This window comes from Dysgonomonas sp. PH5-45 (assembly GCF_029893235.1).
GTDB lineage: Bacteria > Bacteroidota > Bacteroidia > Bacteroidales > Dysgonomonadaceae > UBA1309.
Genome location: NZ_JARXWE010000009.1, coordinates 66,280 through 81,703, shown reverse-complemented (window position 1 = coordinate 81,703; position 15,424 = coordinate 66,280). Strand labels below are relative to the sequence as shown.

Annotated in this window: 12 protein-coding genes and 2 tRNA genes; 4 read left to right on the top strand and 10 right to left on the bottom strand. The window is 38.2% G+C overall.

Annotation, left to right across the window (positions count from 1 at the left end; translation table 11 throughout):
* Window positions 1-67 precede the first annotated feature (67 nt).
* Both M2132_RS05215 and M2132_RS05210 read right to left on the bottom strand, forming a co-directional pair.
* Window positions 68-457 carry an Arm DNA-binding domain-containing protein gene (locus M2132_RS05215; RefSeq protein ID WP_280672027.1) on the bottom strand — a complete coding sequence of 130 codons (390 nt, stop codon included), beginning with the start codon at window positions 455-457 and terminating at the stop codon, window positions 68-70.
* Between the two features lie 515 nt (window positions 458-972).
* The gene (locus M2132_RS05210; RefSeq protein WP_280672025.1) at window positions 973-2,652 is read right to left on the bottom strand and encodes a hypothetical protein; all 1,680 of its coding nucleotides are present in this window, start codon (window positions 2,650-2,652) and stop codon (window positions 973-975) included.
* A 326-nt stretch (window positions 2,653-2,978) separates the two neighbouring features.
* On the opposite strand from M2132_RS05210, the gene M2132_RS05205 reads away from it, so the two are divergent.
* Complete coding sequence (locus tag M2132_RS05205) at window positions 2,979-6,491, top strand: bifunctional proline dehydrogenase/L-glutamate gamma-semialdehyde dehydrogenase (RefSeq protein ID WP_280672023.1); 3,513 nt, start codon at window positions 2,979-2,981, stop codon at window positions 6,489-6,491.
* Between the two features lie 102 nt (window positions 6,492-6,593).
* Here M2132_RS05205 and M2132_RS05200 read toward each other — a convergent pair whose 3' ends face one another.
* The 4 genes from M2132_RS05200 to M2132_RS05185 form a co-directional block, all read right to left on the bottom strand.
* Entirely contained in the window at window positions 6,594-7,790 is a 1,197-nt protein-coding gene (locus tag M2132_RS05200) for a pyridoxal phosphate-dependent aminotransferase (protein WP_280672021.1), read from the bottom strand.
* 173 nt (window positions 7,791-7,963) lie between these two features.
* The gene (locus M2132_RS05195; RefSeq protein ID WP_280672020.1) at window positions 7,964-8,680 is read right to left on the bottom strand and encodes a Bax inhibitor-1/YccA family protein; all 717 of its coding nucleotides are present in this window, start codon (window positions 8,678-8,680) and stop codon (window positions 7,964-7,966) included.
* Between the two features lie 45 nt (window positions 8,681-8,725).
* Window positions 8,726-9,940 carry a bifunctional 3,4-dihydroxy-2-butanone-4-phosphate synthase/GTP cyclohydrolase II gene (locus M2132_RS05190; protein WP_280672018.1) on the bottom strand — a complete coding sequence of 405 codons (1,215 nt, stop codon included), beginning with the start codon at window positions 9,938-9,940 and terminating at the stop codon, window positions 8,726-8,728.
* Between the two features lie 61 nt (window positions 9,941-10,001).
* Window positions 10,002-11,555: an LptF/LptG family permease gene (locus M2132_RS05185; protein WP_280672017.1), complete on the bottom strand. Its 1,554-nt coding sequence runs from the start codon at window positions 11,553-11,555 to the stop codon at window positions 10,002-10,004.
* Between the two features lie 223 nt (window positions 11,556-11,778).
* Here M2132_RS05185 and M2132_RS05180 point away from each other — a divergent pair.
* The 3 genes from M2132_RS05180 (at window position 11,779) to M2132_RS05170 (ending at window position 13,392) form a co-directional block, all read left to right on the top strand.
* Window positions 11,779-11,852 (top strand) — tRNA-Met (locus M2132_RS05180).
* A 56-nt stretch (window positions 11,853-11,908) separates the two neighbouring features.
* Window positions 11,909-11,983: transfer RNA gene (locus M2132_RS05175), tRNA-Pro, on the top strand.
* Window positions 11,984-12,138: 155 nt separating this feature from the next.
* Window positions 12,139-13,392: a phage integrase SAM-like domain-containing protein gene (locus M2132_RS05170; protein WP_280672016.1), complete on the top strand. Its 1,254-nt coding sequence runs from the start codon at window positions 12,139-12,141 to the stop codon at window positions 13,390-13,392.
* A 36-nt stretch (window positions 13,393-13,428) separates the two neighbouring features.
* On the opposite strand, the gene M2132_RS05165 is transcribed toward M2132_RS05170, so the two are convergent.
* From M2132_RS05165 to M2132_RS05150, 4 genes are all read right to left on the bottom strand, one after another.
* On the bottom strand, window positions 13,429-14,070 hold the full coding sequence (locus M2132_RS05165; RefSeq protein ID WP_280672015.1) for a hypothetical protein: 642 nt from the start codon (window positions 14,068-14,070) through the stop codon (window positions 13,429-13,431).
* Complete coding sequence (locus M2132_RS05160) at window positions 14,067-14,633, bottom strand: N-acetylmuramidase domain-containing protein (protein ID WP_280672013.1); 567 nt, start codon at window positions 14,631-14,633, stop codon at window positions 14,067-14,069. The genes M2132_RS05165 and M2132_RS05160 overlap by 4 nt, the downstream gene beginning before the upstream one ends.
* Window positions 14,614-15,063 carry a phage holin family protein gene (locus tag M2132_RS05155; RefSeq protein ID WP_280672011.1) on the bottom strand — a complete coding sequence of 150 codons (450 nt, stop codon included), beginning with the start codon at window positions 15,061-15,063 and terminating at the stop codon, window positions 14,614-14,616. The genes M2132_RS05160 and M2132_RS05155 overlap by 20 nt, the downstream gene beginning before the upstream one ends.
* 129 nt (window positions 15,064-15,192) lie before the next feature.
* On the bottom strand, window positions 15,193-15,423 hold the full coding sequence (locus tag M2132_RS05150) for a hypothetical protein (RefSeq protein ID WP_280672010.1): 231 nt from the start codon (window positions 15,421-15,423) through the stop codon (window positions 15,193-15,195).
* Window position 15,424: the final 1 nt, after the last annotated feature.

Here is a 15,424-nt window from a genome sequence, read left to right as displayed (position 1 = left end):
GAAAGACAAACTGAGTATTAAAAAGAGGCTATATAAAGCAGCGCTGGATACTCAATATCTCAGGAAACTATTGAAAATTTGATGCGGTTGCCCTGAATGATTGTATATAAACTCTATTGAATGTATAGTTTTCTTTATCTTTGGCTGTATTAATATTCTTGTATAAATCTATTATTGTATCCGGTGTTACTGGTTTATTGCTTTTTCTGTACTCAATAATCAAATCGTTTATTTGCGTTCGGACTGCTATAATTAAATTATTATGCTGTTGGTTTTCTTTTTGTGTTTTTTTATTTGATGTTATAAGCAATCCGGATGCCTCATCGAATTCCGCCAGATCTGTGTATATCCCCAATGAAATATATTTTCTATTACCTTTGTCAGATAAGAGTATCTTTATCGGATATTTGCCAAATTTATTTGTGCGGCGATTATCAATGATTGATTTTATTATCATATTTCCTATTTTTTTTGCACAAAATTTGCACATTTTCATTCACAAATATGCTTATTTATGCTCAAACAACGTGCAAATAGGTGTATAAATAATCAGATAGAATATTTACAAGGGGTGCTTCATTTATAAAAAACGCCAGGAACCAGAGATCACCTCTAGTTCCTGACTAACCCTAAATTTCCGAGTGTTTAGAATAACTTCCTATTCTAAATTTAGAATGATGATTGAGTGGAAAAGTATTGTCCTAAAATTTTTAGAACAGTGTTTTTCGTTGTAAGATTAAATGATTTATTGTTCGTTTTCCTTAATCTTGAAATATTCTTTTTGAAATCCTTATATTCAAAGGTAGTAAGGAAAAGGAATAAATAAAAGAAGGTGAATACCCAACTTAGATTTTTGTCGAGTCTCACTTTTTTTAATCTGCTGCTATTTAGATGATTATTCGATAAGTTTCGGTTGAACCATCTAACTTTTTATGACAAAAAAGAAGGGGGATATAAGGGGTATTTGGTCTATTAATAAGTGTCTTCCGGACAGTTTTCGTTGAAAAAATCGAAGAAACTTCCATATTCTTTTATCCCTAATTTGCGGCGGATAGACGACTTCTTTGTGTGGATAGTATTTACTTTCAGTTTTGTTATAATAGATATTTCTGTATTGTTCAGGCCTGCATAACTCATACAGCATATTCTGAATTCGAGTTCGTCGAGCTCCGGGTATTTTGTTTGTATCTTATCAAAGAAACCATTTTGAACTTCGTTCATCGATTTATAGAGTTGATTCCAATCCATGTTTTCCTGTCCGTAAACTACTTCGTTAAATTTTTTGAGGAGTTTACTTCCTTTTTCTCTGTCTTCTTCTTTGAGGTAGCCCTCAAGCAAAGCTGCTTTTTTAAGAATATCGAAATGCTGAATCAATACATTTCTGAAAGATTTTTCTTTATGATTGAAGTTTTTAGCCATTTCTTTCATATGCAGTATCTTGTGCTCTGCATCCAGTAGCTCGGCTTTGTTTTTGAGGTTTTTCTTATAAAGAATAAGGACAACGATGAGGATTATCAATACGAGTGTCATTGTAGCAAGCAAATACCATTGTTTTTCTATCAGAAGACGGTTGTTTATGTTTTGTATTACCTCAAAATCGTATTTCTTTTGTACATCGTGTACAACTTGCTTGTTCCTGTTCATAAAGTTATCTTTCAGGTAATTTATGAATAGGTCTTTATATTCGAGCGCCTTCTCGTGGTTTCCGTCTATTTTTTCTATGTTGGCCAACAGTCCGTATATTATAGCTCTTTGTTCGGTATTATCCTCCCTTGTTTCGTTAATAGCCATGTTGGTATATATACGTGCCGAATCGTTTTGATTGTTCGACAGAAAAATATTGGCCAGATTGCAATAACTCATCACTCGCTCTTTGCTGCTGGGCGAATATGATATAGCGTGTTTTGCCACTTTTTTTGCGTTGTTTATATCGTTCATGCTTTTGTAGGCAATCCCCATATTTTGGTTGATATAAACATATTCGGAAGAATCATTATGGGTTTTGGCTAACAACAAGGCTTGATTGAAGTATGCGAAACAACTATCGTAATTGTTTTCCAGCAGATAATTAGACCCGATAAGGTTGCATGTTTTTATCTGGTTCTTATAGTTTTCCGAATTAAGAAAATGTATTCTTGCCTTTTTATATTGCTCGATAGCCTCTTTGGGGTATAGTTGTATGTAATATAATTCTCCAATTGCACTTTGCAGCAGTCCTTTAAGGTTTTCGTCGGTTATTGATTCGCCATGTTGTTGAGCGTCCATGTAAGATTCCATTGCCTCCTTATGTTGCTTCCGTTCTTTCAGAACTAATCCGGAGTAGTAGGCCGATCGGAAGGTATTAAAGTCATCTTTTTTGTTTTGGTAATATTTCTTTACACTAAATATTATGGTGTCCAGGCTGATGTCTTGTTTAGTTTTGTGTTTTGCCGATACACGCAGCAAAAGATATTTATTGTGTTGGTCATTGCTTAGCTTGCCTTCTTTGATAATTGAGTCGAGAAGGTGGAGTGTACTATTGGGATGTTTGTCTAAGATATTTTCGGCTTGCTCCAAAAGGGAGTTTGTTTTTTCGTAACGGAAGTTGCACGATGTAGCAAAAAAACCATAACAAACACAAAGAATAGTAAAAAGGTTTAGGGTCTTATTCATGTCTATATATTAAGGTGTTAGACACTGCAAAATTAATAATATTAAGACTTGTATCTTCATAAAATATTATTTTTTTGATGTTTAATAAAAATTAAGTCTGTGTGCGCATATTTTAAAACATATGTAAAATAATATCCAAATGAGAAGCGTTTACTATATTAGTGCTATCAAAAGTTTCGTTGATTTCTATAATATCGAATATTTAGTAAAAGAAACCATGTCATAAAAAATATAATGTAACTCTTCGTGTAGTTCCTAAGGTTTGTTTTTTCGGATCTTTAGAATATAAAATTTAGGAGATAAACAATTTTAAAATTGAATAGTATATGAGCAATATTACATCCTCCGAAGTGCTTGATTGGGCAAAAGAGTTTTTGGCAAAAGCCGAAAAAGAACTAACTCCCGCAGAAGTAAAAGAGCAAGTTAAGTACGCTTCTCTTATTCAGAAACCCGAAAATAAGACCTTATTGTCTAAAATGCTGGACGAATCGTCGCAGATTAAAGATAACAAAAAGCTGGCAAAAAGGATAAAATTGCTCATTGAAGAATATGGTGTTCCTGACTTTTTTAATGCTTTTGATAGGTTTACACTCCGCTTGTTTACCCTGATAGGTTATCGGTTTGATGCTATTGCGATACCTATTTTCAAAGACCGTTTACGGAAGGAAACCAACAAAATTATTATTGGCGAGGAGCGTCCTACACTGACAAAGCACCTGTCGGACAGATGGAACAGCAAAATAGGACAAAACGTAAACCTATTGGGCGAGGTAGTTTTGGGCGATAAAGAAGCCGATAAACGCTATCATCACTATCTGGAGGCACTGAAAGAACCAGATATTAACTATATTTCTATCAAGATTTCGGGGATTTATGCTCAAATACATTCTTTGAACTACGAGGACAGCAAAAAAGAGCTTTGTCGCCGGATAGCTACCATATATCAACAGGCAATAGATAATCCGTATGTGGATGCAAACGGCGTGAAAAAACCGAAGTTTGTAAATCTTGATATGGAGGAATATAAGGACACGGAACTTACGCTGGATGTCTTCAAGACCGTACTGAGTATGCCTCAGTTTAAGCATTATATGGCCGGAATTGTTATTCAGGCTTATTTGCCCGATGCGGGTTTGTTTCAGCAAGAATTATTGGAGTTTGCCCATCAGCGTGTGAAGGAAGGTGGTAGCCCTCTGAAAATGCGCTTGGTGAAAGGAGCCAATTTGCAGATGGAGAGCATTATTTCTTCTCTGAAAGGATGGCCTAACCCTGTTTTACCGACTAAAATTGAAGTAGATGCAAACTACTTCTATATATTGGATATCGCTTTGAAGCCCGAAAATGCTAAGGTGTTGCACGTAGGTGTTGCTTCGCACAACTTCTTTACACTTGGCTATGCTCATTTGTTGAGCAAGAAGAATGGGGTGGAAGACGAAGTCACTTTCGAGATGCTCGAAGGTATGGCCAATAACCTGCCCCGTGTGGTACGAGCCATGGATAAACAAATTATCCTTTATACGCCGGTTGTAAGGAAGGCTCAGTTCCTCAATGCTATTTCTTATTTGGTTCGCCGCTTGGACGAAAATACAGGCAAGGACAATTTTTTGAGCTATTCGTTCAACTTGAAGATTGATAGTAAAGAATGGCAATTTTTGGCCGATCAGTTTATGCAAGCTTATGCTTTGAAGGACAAAATTACGCCTACCGTATTTCGCACACAAAACAGGAATCTACCAACGAAGCCCGATGAAAATATCCTTATTTTCCATAACGAACCCGATACAGATCTCGATTTGACGCTTAACCGTGAATGGGCATTAAGTATATTGGAAAAATGGAAAAATGAGATTCGCTCCGAGAACTTTGTTGTTCCCGTACAGATAGGAGATAAGGAAGTTGTAACCGACAGCAAGAAGAAGTATTACGACCGCAGCCGTAATGATGAGGTTTGTGTTTGCGAGGCTAATCTGTCGTCTTTAGATCAGGTAAAAGAAATCATTTCAATTGCTGAAGCCGATGCTTCTCAGTGGAGAAAAACAACCATCTGTAAGCGCAACGAAGTGTTGCATCAGGTTGCAACAAACCTTTGCAACAAACGTGGCGATCTGATAGGTTGCATGGCAGCAATAACCGGTAAAACGTTTGCCGAAGGCGACGTTGAAGTGTCTGAAGCCATTGACTTTGCCCGTTTCTATCCGATCACGATGAAGCAATTCACTCAACTTAAATCAGTAGATATAAGTCCTAAAGGTGTAGTTTTGGTTGTTCCACCTTGGAATTTCCCTTTGGCAATACCTGTTGGCGGAGTTGTTGCAGCTTTGGCAGGGGGGAACTCGGTTATAATTAAACCCGCAACTGTGGCATTGCCGGTAGCTTGGGAGTTTGCAAAATGTTTCTGGGAGGCAGGCGTTCCTAAAGATGCTCTTCAGGTTGTATCTCCGGCCGAGCGTTCTACTCTCGACTATCTGACTTCGCATCCATCCGTGAAGCATATTATCTTTACCGGAGGAACTGATACAGCTTTCCGCCTTCTGAAAACTAATCCACGCAGACCACTTTCGGGCGAAACAGGAGGGAAGAATGCTATAATCTTAACAAGCAGCGGCGACCAAGACCACGCCATAATGAATGCCGTAGCATCTGCTTTTGGTAATGCCGGTCAAAAATGTTCGGCTTGCTCTTTGTTACTGGTTGCCAAGGAGATATATGAGGACGAAGATTTCAGAACCAAACTAAAAGACGCTGCCACAAGTATGTATGCCGGCAGTGCATGGGATACATCGAACATGGTTGGCCCAATGATAACCAACGATAATGATAAATTGCTTCATGCAATCAATAATCTGGAGCCGGGCGAATCGTGGCTGATTGCTCCGGGATTTGTGGATGAGAAAAAATATATACTCAAACCGTGTATCAAGTGGGGAGTGAAGCCCGGTAGTTTTACTTTCCGGAACGAATTGTTTGCCCCTCTGATGGGAGTGGTTTGTGTAGACGATTTGAAACAAGCCGTAGAATACGTTAACTCGTCGGAATATGGCTTAACATCGGGTTTGCAGAGTTTGGACGATGCCGAGATAGATTATTGGAAAGCCAATCTGGAAGCCGGAAACTTATACATAAACCGGGGTATTACCGGGGCTATCGTGAACCGTCAACCTTTCGGCGGAATGAAGCGTTCGGCCTTTGGCGGAGGCATCAAAGCGGGAGGCCCTAACTATGTGTCGTGCTTTGTAAACTTCTCCGAAAAACTTGTGCCGGCAACAGAACCAAACAAACCGATTGCTCCTTTCGATGGTTTATTGGCAAACGCTGAATGTAAAACACGTCTTAACTTTGCATTCAATAGTTATAGGGATGCTTGGGACAAGGAATTCTCGCAAGAGCGGGATATAAATAACCTGTATGGGGAATCGAACGTATTCCGTTACCTATCGCTCAAAAATTGTGCTTTCAGGATTCAACCAACCGATAATCTGTGTGATATACTTCTTGTAATATTGGCATCTGTCATAGCAAATGCCCCTCTTACCATAAGTATTGATAAAGACAACCAGCACGTTGAGTCTATAAAGCAAGCTGTGGCCACCCTTCCCGGCATCAGGATTATATACCAGAGCGAAGAGCAGTTTATCGCGGATATGGATAATTATGAGCGCATCCGTACATGTTCGGCCAACCTTTCGGACGCCGTTTATGACAAGGCGGCAGAATTGGGTAAGTATATTGCAACGACAGCTCCGCTTGTTGAGGGCAGAATAGAACTCCTTCATTATCTGAAAGAGCAGAGCGTAACTTACGAGTATCACCGTTATGGAAGTATATTTGGTGAGAAATAAATAATAAAGGTTTTTATCAACTATTTTGGGCATCGTTACCAAAAAACAAAGGAACTTATCTTCATTGACAAGTTCCTTTGTTTTTTATAGGGTAGATTTTTATTATTTCAGCTTACCTAAAGCTTCTTTCACCCGTCTGAAAGCTTCTATCAGCAATTCGTCGGAAGTGGCATACGAGAAACGGATGCAATCGGGCGACCCGAAGGCTTTCCCTCCAACGCAAGCAACGTGACCTTCTTCAAGAAGATACATAGCAAGGTCGGCCGAGTCTGCTATTGTACGCCCGTTATATGATTTTCCGAAGAAATACGAACATTCGGGGAAAGCGTAAAAAGCTCCGTCGGGTTTATTTATTTTGAAACCGTTTATATCCTTTACCAAATCGAAAACAAGGTTACGGCGGCGTTCAAAAGCTTCGCGCATAACTTCTACACACTCCTGACTACCTGTATAGGCGGCTTCGGCGGCTTTTTGTGCTATGGACGAAGGACCTGATGTATATTGTCCTTGTAGTTTATTGCAGGCTTTGGCTATCCATTTGGGGGCAGCAATCCATCCCAAACGCCATCCGGTCATGGCATATCCTTTAGACACTCCGTTGATGATAACAACACGTTCGCTAATTTCGCCGAACTGAGCTATACTCTCGTGTTTGCCTACGTAGTTGATATGCTCGTAAATTTCGTCGGCAATGATAACTATCTGTGGATGCTTGGCAAGCACATCGGCAAGAGCCTTTAGTTCTTCTTTCGAGTATATGCTTCCTGTTGGGTTTGATGGCGAGCAAAGGATAATAGCCTTTGTTTTGGGTGTAATGGCTTTTTCTAACTGCGCAGCCGTTATTTTGAAGTTTTGGTCAATTCCGGCAGTAATGATAACGCTCTTACCTTCGGCCAATTTAACCATTTCTACGTAGCTAACCCAATATGGGGCGGGTACTATAACTTCGTCGCCGGGGTTAACAACGCTTAGCACAACATTGCAAATGGCTTGTTTAGCTCCATTCGAACATATAATCTGTTCGGGAGCAAAGTCAAGGTTGTTCTCAACTTTAAGTTTATTGCAGATAGCTTTTCGCAGAGAAAGATAACCGGGAACCGGCGAGTAGAACGAAAAGTTTTCGTCTATCGCGTTTTTGGCGGCATCTTTGATGTGTTGCGGAGTATTAAAGTCGGGTTCGCCTACACTCAGGTTAATAACATCAATGCCTTGGGCTTTAAGCTCCGAACTTTTCTGAGACATTGCTAAAGTCTCCGATTCGGATAGGTTTGCAATACGGTTAGAAGGTAGATAATTCATTTGTTTATTTCTTTAGTTTTCTATTTCAAAATTTAAAATCCACAAATGTCTGAAAAATATTGATTGGCGGAATATTTTTTTATATGTTATGCAATAATTTATTCGCATAATAAGCCTCAAATAACTCAGATAAGGGTTAAATTACACAAAAAAGTAATCAGATTGAAAGTGTTTTATCTCCTTCCACCCAATATGCGGAGCATATAAAGGAACAGATTGATAAAATCAAGATAAAGTGATAAGGCTCCCATCAAGGCTATTTTCTGGGTGGTTTCGTTTATTTGGCTACCATGTGCTTGTATGGATTTTTTGATTCTTTGAGCATCATAGACTGTCAGTCCCGTAAAAATGAGTACCCCGGCATAGGTTGTGATCCAATATAAAGTGGAGTTTGCCCAAAATATATTTACAACCGATGCTATGACTAAACCAATCAGAGCCATCAGAAGTATGTTTCCCCACGACGATAGGTCTTTCTTCAGGAAAGTGCCTATCAAGGCCATTGTAGCAAACATGCCGGCCGTAACCACAAATGTGATGGCTATGGATGAGGCTGTATATAAAAGGAATACGAACGATAGCGTTGCTCCGTTAAGCACGGAATATATAACAAACCAAACTGTTGCCGAAAAAAAGGATAAACGGGTTATTCGTGCCGACAGATACCATACGATAGCAAATTCCCCGATAATTAGTCCGTAAAATACCATTTTGTTTGTAAAAATAGCATTCAAGAGGATAGGAGAGTTAACAACAACGTACGATGTAAGTGCTGTCATTATTAAAGCTAATGTCATCCATAAATAAACGTTACGGAATAACATTCTGCTGGCCGTTTTGTCTACCTCCTGTGTGTAGACAGCGTGTTTTTGTAATGATTCTGATTCCATTTCTTTTTCTGTTTTTTGCAAAGGGAATTTATGTCACAAAAAAGATTATATGTTACGCAGGGTATGCCCCATTTTTTCTTTTTTCGTTTTTATATAAAACGAATTGTGAGGATTGGGTGCTATTTCGATAGGGATATTTTCCACAATATTTAATCCGAAAGATTCCAATCCGATGCGTTTCACGGGGTTGTTTGTAAGCAGTCGCATTTTGGAGATGCCAAGCTCACGGAGAATACTTGCTCCTATGCCGTATTCGCGTTCGTCGGCTCTGTATCCTAAATGAAGGTTCGCATCTACTGTGTCAAGACCTTCTTCTTGCAGCTTATAAGCAGCTATTTTTGCCATTAGGCCAATTCCGCGACCTTCTTGGTTGAGATAAACGATAGCTCCTTTTCCTTCTTTTTGTATCATCTCCATGGCTTTATGAAGCTGTTCGCCGCATTCGCAACGTTTAGAGCCGAATATATCGCCGGTCATGCAAGAGGAATGAACCCGTACCATGAGTGGTTCGTCTTTTTCCCACGTACCTTTTATGAGGGCTACATGCTCCATTCCGTTCGATTTTTGTCTGAATGGTATCAGGCGGAAATCGCCATATTGGGTGGGCATACACACTTCTTCGCCACGTTCTATAATGCTTTCGCGTTCCAGCCGGTATCTGACCAAATCGGCGATAGATACCATTTTTATATCGAACTTCTCGCCAAACTCTTTCAGTTCGGGAAGCCGGGCCATTTCTCCGTCTTCTTTCTTTATTTCAATCAGAACGGCAACAGGATGCATACCTGCAAGCTTGGCAAAGTCTACCGCTGCTTCGGTGTGGCCTATACGGCTGAGAACTCCTTTGTCTCTTGCCCTTAAAGGGAAAACATGCCCCGGACGGCCAAAATCTTCGGGTTTAGCTTTTGGGTCGGCCAATGCCAGTATAGTCTGTGCACGGTCGTACGACGATATCCCTGTTGTGCATCCTTTTCCAAGGAGGTCTATCGAAACGGTGAAGGGTGTGGCATGTGTCGATGTATTATTTGTAACCATCATTGGTAAATCGAGTTCTTCGCAGCGCTCGTGGGTTAAAGGTGCGCAAAGCAATCCCCGGGCATGGGTCTCCATGAAATTGATTTTTTCGGGAGTCACGGCCTCGGCTGCAATAATAAGGTCGCCTTCGTTTTCACGGTCTTCATCATCTACAACGATAATGAAATTTCCTTTTTTAAACTCAGCAATAGCTTCGTCAATCGTGTTTAATACTATTTTGTCCATAAAACTAAAGGATTATGTGTCCGGATTAAAAAAAAATGAAATAAAAAGAATGATTTGAGGATTAATTTCCCGCCTTTTTTCTTTTTCGCTTAAATACCTTTACAAAGGTAGTTGTTATTTTGTTGCCAAAGTGTAGAATTTTATCGGCTTTTTTGTGCCCCAGAACTTTTATGGCAAACTTGCGGTAGGCATCGGGGTTGAACAGTGCTGAATCGTTGTTTGCCTTATAGGTGAGAAATACCCCTAAAGGAAACAGCACAAACGAACTGAGCCAAACTCCTGCCCATGCAACCCAAACCCCGTCGCGCGCCATTTTATAGCCAACATTATCTATTATATAATAAACAATGAATAAGACAACCGATATAACCACCGGCATACCCAGCCCGCCTTTGCGAATGATAGCACCCAGAGGCGCACCGATAAAGAAAAACACCAGACAGGCAAAAGAAAGGGTAAATTTGCGGTGAAACTCGGTATAATGCTGCCGTAGGCTTTTCTTTGAAATATCTTTAGGCATAGCCCGGTACATCAAATCGTCTCTTCTTATCTGAGCCTGTGCGGCGGCTTCGTTGTATACTTGCATGCGTTTGTTGTGGTCGAAGGTAGATAACAGCGAGTCGAAGTTAACGGCTTGTATGTTTGCCTGCTCTTTTTGCTGTTCGGTAGCCTTGTTATTGCTGTTAGGCGATGTGTCGGTGTTAAAGTCAGACAGAAAAATGCTCCGGGTTATTTCCCTGTCCAACATATTCATGCTGTCTACTACAACCGATATAGAGTCGATAGAGTGCGCAAGTTCGGATATACCTTTGGTTACTTGCGAGCCTTCCATAAACGATTCGTCAATCCGGTTAAAATTGGCGTCGAAGGGAATAACTATTTTCTTTTCTCTGAAATTTTCTCGTGTGTATGGTATATACGACGACTGCCCCGATACTTTCATATCTTGCGTGGCATTAGCAAATTGCTGTCCGCTATACAGGTTGAACAACAAAATGTCTTTGTTCTTCGAATCTTTTACTTTTGCCGAATCGCAAACAATAACCCTCATGTTATTAAATCCTTGCGATGTATCGTAGATCATCACATCAAATAAAGTTCCTGTTTCTTTATCTTTCGATTTAACATATATATTGAAGTTGTCAATGCCATTATAAAAAGCCCCTTCGGGAATTATCAGTTCGGGCGATTTGTTTTTGACGGAGCGCAAGAGGGTCGAAAACTTTACATTAATTACCGGGATCGCATTGTTCTGGAAAAAGAAAGCACCAATACTAACCATGCAAATAAAAATGATAAGTGGGCGCATGGTTTTCAGGAGAGGTACTCCGGCGGCTTTTGTGGCCAATAGTTCGAGGTTTTCGCCTAAGTTACCGAAAGTCATAAGCGATGCCAACAAAATGGCCAGAGGCAAAGCCAGCGATACCAAATTGAGCGCGGCATAGAAAAACAGTTCGGCAAATACTGATAGCTCCAGCCCTTTGCCTACCATGTCTTGAATATACTTCCAGAGGAATTGCATCAAAACGATGAACAAACAAATACCGAAAGTCATAATAAAAACCGGTAAAAATGTTTTAAGAATATATAAGTACAATCGTTTGATGCGTAACATCTTTTGGATATTCAGAAATTTGCAGACAAAGGTAGCAAAAAGCCGATAAACAGAAATAAGCAAACGGAAATATATCGTTAAAACATCTTATGCGGGTAAATATTTGAATATAAATCAATTATTTTAGAATATGAATGTGCGGGAAGGAAATTGAGTATTTTTTCAGCTTCAAACTTGCATGATTTAATTAATTCTTCTATTTTTGCACTCGCTAAACGAAGATGGCGGGATAGCTCAGCTGGTTAGAGCGCATGATTCATAATCATGAGGTCGGGGGTTCAAGTCCCCCTCCCGCTACTGAAAAGCAAAAGGTTTGCGCTTGAAGAGTAAGCCTTTTTTATCTTTATAGAGTTCGGGATGTAGCTCAGCCCGGTTAGAGTACACGTCTGGGGGGCGTGTGGTCGCACGTTCGAATCGTGTCATCCCGACTAATGGTTAAATAGTCTATATATCAGTTTATTAATCCGATATATAGACTATTTTTTTATTGCTATAAAATTAGTATATTTCGGATGTAAGACGATAAATCCAGATAAAAAACGATTAAAACGTCAAAATAACGTCAAAGAAAAAAAAGAAAATTATGGCAACACTGAGACTAATAATAGACAAACAACACCCAAATAGTAAAAATAAAGTTCCTATTAAACTCGAATTTGGAGCTAAATCAAAAAAAAGTCAAATTTCTTTAGATGTTTATGTGGATGCGGAAAACTGGGATAGTAAAGAAATGATTATTCTCCCAACAAAACCCAAGTCAAAAAAGAAAAATGTATTAATACAAAATGAATTTTCACGAGCAGAAGAATTTATTGAAAAACTAAAGTTAAAAGGTAAGTTTTTAGATAATGCTAAATATCTTAGAGATCAGTTTATTCAAAGCGATAAAGAACCTATTCTATTTTCTGAGTATTTTAGGGTATTTATTGGATTAAAAACAGGTAGAACAGCAGATATATATAGAGCGACTTTAAACAAAATAGAAAAACACTTCGGTTCCGATATCAGATTTACTGATGTTGATTATGCATGGCTCGATAAATTAGATAAGATAATGCAAACAGAAAGAACTTTAAATACCAAAGGTGAAATAATAAAATCCGGCTTAGAGGTAAATGCCAGGGCTATCCATTTCAGAAATATAAGGTCTGTTTTCAATTATGCAATTGACAATAACATAATTGGTTTGGAAATTTATCCTTTTAGAAGATTTAAAATAAAAAGAGAAGAGACTATTAAAAGAGCAATAAAAATTAAAGATTTGATCCTTCTATTTAATTATAAAGGCAGTAAACAAGAAAATTGGGCTGTCGATATCTCGAAAATGATATTTTATGCAATAGGTATAAATATAAAAGACTTATATCATCTCAATGATTTTTCTGGAACATATCTGAACTACAAAAGAGCGAAAACAAATAAACTCTATACAATATTTATAGAACCAGAACTAAAGGTATTATTAAATAAATACGCTTCCGAAAGAACTTTAATGTTCACTACTCAATTCAAGATGTATAACTCTTTTGGTAAAAAATTAAATGCTTACTTAGCCATTATCTGTACGAAGATTAACATCCCTAAGATAACGACCTATTCATTAAGGCATACATGGGCCACTTTAGCAGCGGAACTGGAAGTTCCTAAAGAAACTATTGCTGCCGCTCTTGGGCATGGAGGAAACACAATAACAGATGTATATATTAAATTCAATCAAAATAAGATAAACGAAGCGAACAGGAAAGTTATCACATATATAGAAAACACAAAAATAAAATATAATGCTATTTCATTAATTTTAGAGTGCTTGATAAGAAATAAAGAAGACGCGCAATAATAAACTTTGCGCGTCAACCAATTTAATAACCAAACATTAAAACTTATACTTGCCACTGAACCAATGGTAATTACCTCTTTGGTAATAAGGGTCGGTTTGTAACGGAATTTGTGGCTTTTTTCTTAAATCTAAATTATACTGGTATTCAAAACCAAGATTGTGATAAAAAATACCTCCTCCAAGACCTAAATACTCTAAAGTAGAATAAGATCCGGAAACAAAAGGTTGCCATACTTTTTCTCGGGTTGTGTTGATGTTTTTATATACCGGAGTGAATTCGTAATCTATTCCTGATAATTTATTATACTGAACAACAGGAAATAACCGCAATTTCCCTTGCTCTTTATTGTCAAACGCAACCAAATCGTATGATCGTTTTAATATATAATCGGCGATTATTGCGGCAGTATCGACTTCATAATAAATATATTCAGTTGTAATTCTAACACTTCCTGTATCTATGTACTGGATTTCAACCTCTTTCATTGGAAGTATTGGTTTTTCAGGTTTTTCTTCTTTTACTGGTATAAGCTGAGTGTCACTTACGGACCCGGAAGTTGACTCACCTGGTATATATGATACTTCATTTTTCAGATCGATGGAGGATCGACCTACAAAGAAGAATACCAATCCGCCAAGGATAAAAGATATTATTGATACGATGGTATATTTTTTCATTCACTGTATTTTTTATAAGCTTGACACATTGCTATATCATAAGGAACTCTTCCTGTTTTTTTAGCCATATCTTTGTACCCTGCACCATTATAATAAGTTGCTACAAGATGCCAGTTTTTCTCTTTGAGAGCCTTTTGGAGCTTAGGTAGAGCTTCTATATATTTGCACATTTGATAGACTTGTTTATCAAGTCCTGATTTAGCGTCATCCCACATTTCTCCGACCGAATTATACCCCAACATTTTATAATTGAAACCCATTATCTGCCCTAAGCCAATGGATGTGCTTTCCATGGCAGCATTTGGGTTTATTGCAAAAGCATCATTGAAAGCTATCCATTCTTTAGCCTGTTTCTCCACTTTATTGACAGACCACATACCTGTAGGTGCGTATGGTGCTTTCTTTCTAAACCATGCGGGTTCAAACTGAATCATAATTTTACCTGTTCGGAGATCGAAGCCTTGACCTGATGATTCAACATCAACAAATGCCTTTAGAGCGGCTTGTTCATATCCAAATAAAGCTGCATTTTTTATTATCGCATTAATTACTTCCTCTTTCATTTTCTTCAATTTCTATTATGTCGGTTTTTTTACCGAATATTTTGAATATGTTTACTTTTACATTCTTTCCTTTTGAGGCGAAATAGTTCACATAAATACTCTCCAGCTCAACTCCGTAAATAACCAAAAGTATGAGTATGGGTAGCAAATCTATACCAAACGGAAGCCCAAAAGCCTGACCAAATGTATAGGCTAATACAACCCATAGTATATAACTGCTTATTTTGTCAAGAGTCCTTCTGATCGCTCTTGATTTCTTAACAGCTTCTTTTCTGTATTTTGAAGCAGCTATACCAAACTTCAAATCTGTTATTGTGAGGACAAAAGCAAGAATCAATAGCCATTTAGCCCACAGGAAGAATTCCAATAATCCTACTAAAAAATGATCAGTATATGTCATTACTAATATATCATTATCTGTTATTACCATTTTATTTTAACTTTGCATCATTAGAAAATCATTTATTGATTGCCTCTCGGCTAAAAAGATGCGAAAGCAGATACCTTTCGTGTCTCAACTTACAGATACCGCAAATATCTGTATGGGTCGAGAGGTTTTTTATGGACTTATGTCTTCAACATCCACTAATTCGAAATCATTTTCGGTTTCTTTTCTATTTTTCTTAAGATGCGAGGTATATCCAAAGTATAAGTTCCCATAAAAGATTATGCTATCGTATTTCCTTTTCCAAGCTTTGCCCGGCCCCGGGTCGGCAAGGTCAGGAACCTGTTCTGTGAAAACAGGCTCCTCGATTCTTGTTACAATTTGTTTTTTGTCTTTTTCTTCCATA

Bases quoted from the DNA above. Each gene is read 5' to 3' on its own strand.
- M2132_RS05205 (WP_280672023.1), top strand. From the start codon at position 2,979: ATGAGCAATATTACATCCTCCGAAGTGCTTGATTGGGCAAAAGAGTTT.
- M2132_RS05150 (WP_280672010.1), bottom strand. From the start codon at position 15,423: ATGGAAGAAAAAGACAAAAAACAAATTGTAACAAGAATCGAGGAGCCT.
- M2132_RS05195 (WP_280672020.1), bottom strand. From the start codon at position 8,680: ATGGAATCAGAATCATTACAAAAACACGCTGTCTACACACAGGAGGTA.
- M2132_RS05155 (WP_280672011.1), bottom strand. From the start codon at position 15,063: ATGGTAATAACAGATAATGATATATTAGTAATGACATATACTGATCAT.
- M2132_RS05165 (WP_280672015.1), bottom strand. From the start codon at position 14,070: ATGAAAAAATATACCATCGTATCAATAATATCTTTTATCCTTGGCGGA.
- M2132_RS05185 (WP_280672017.1), bottom strand. From the start codon at position 11,555: ATGTTACGCATCAAACGATTGTACTTATATATTCTTAAAACATTTTTA.
- M2132_RS05200 (WP_280672021.1), bottom strand. From the start codon at position 7,790: ATGAATTATCTACCTTCTAACCGTATTGCAAACCTATCCGAATCGGAG.
- M2132_RS05170 (WP_280672016.1), top strand. From the start codon at position 12,139: ATGGCAACACTGAGACTAATAATAGACAAACAACACCCAAATAGTAAA.
- M2132_RS05215 (WP_280672027.1), bottom strand. From the start codon at position 457: ATGATAATAAAATCAATCATTGATAATCGCCGCACAAATAAATTTGGC.
- M2132_RS05160 (WP_280672013.1), bottom strand. From the start codon at position 14,633: ATGAAAGAGGAAGTAATTAATGCGATAATAAAAAATGCAGCTTTATTT.
- M2132_RS05210 (WP_280672025.1), bottom strand. From the start codon at position 2,652: ATGAATAAGACCCTAAACCTTTTTACTATTCTTTGTGTTTGTTATGGT.
- M2132_RS05190 (WP_280672018.1), bottom strand. From the start codon at position 9,940: ATGGACAAAATAGTATTAAACACGATTGACGAAGCTATTGCTGAGTTT.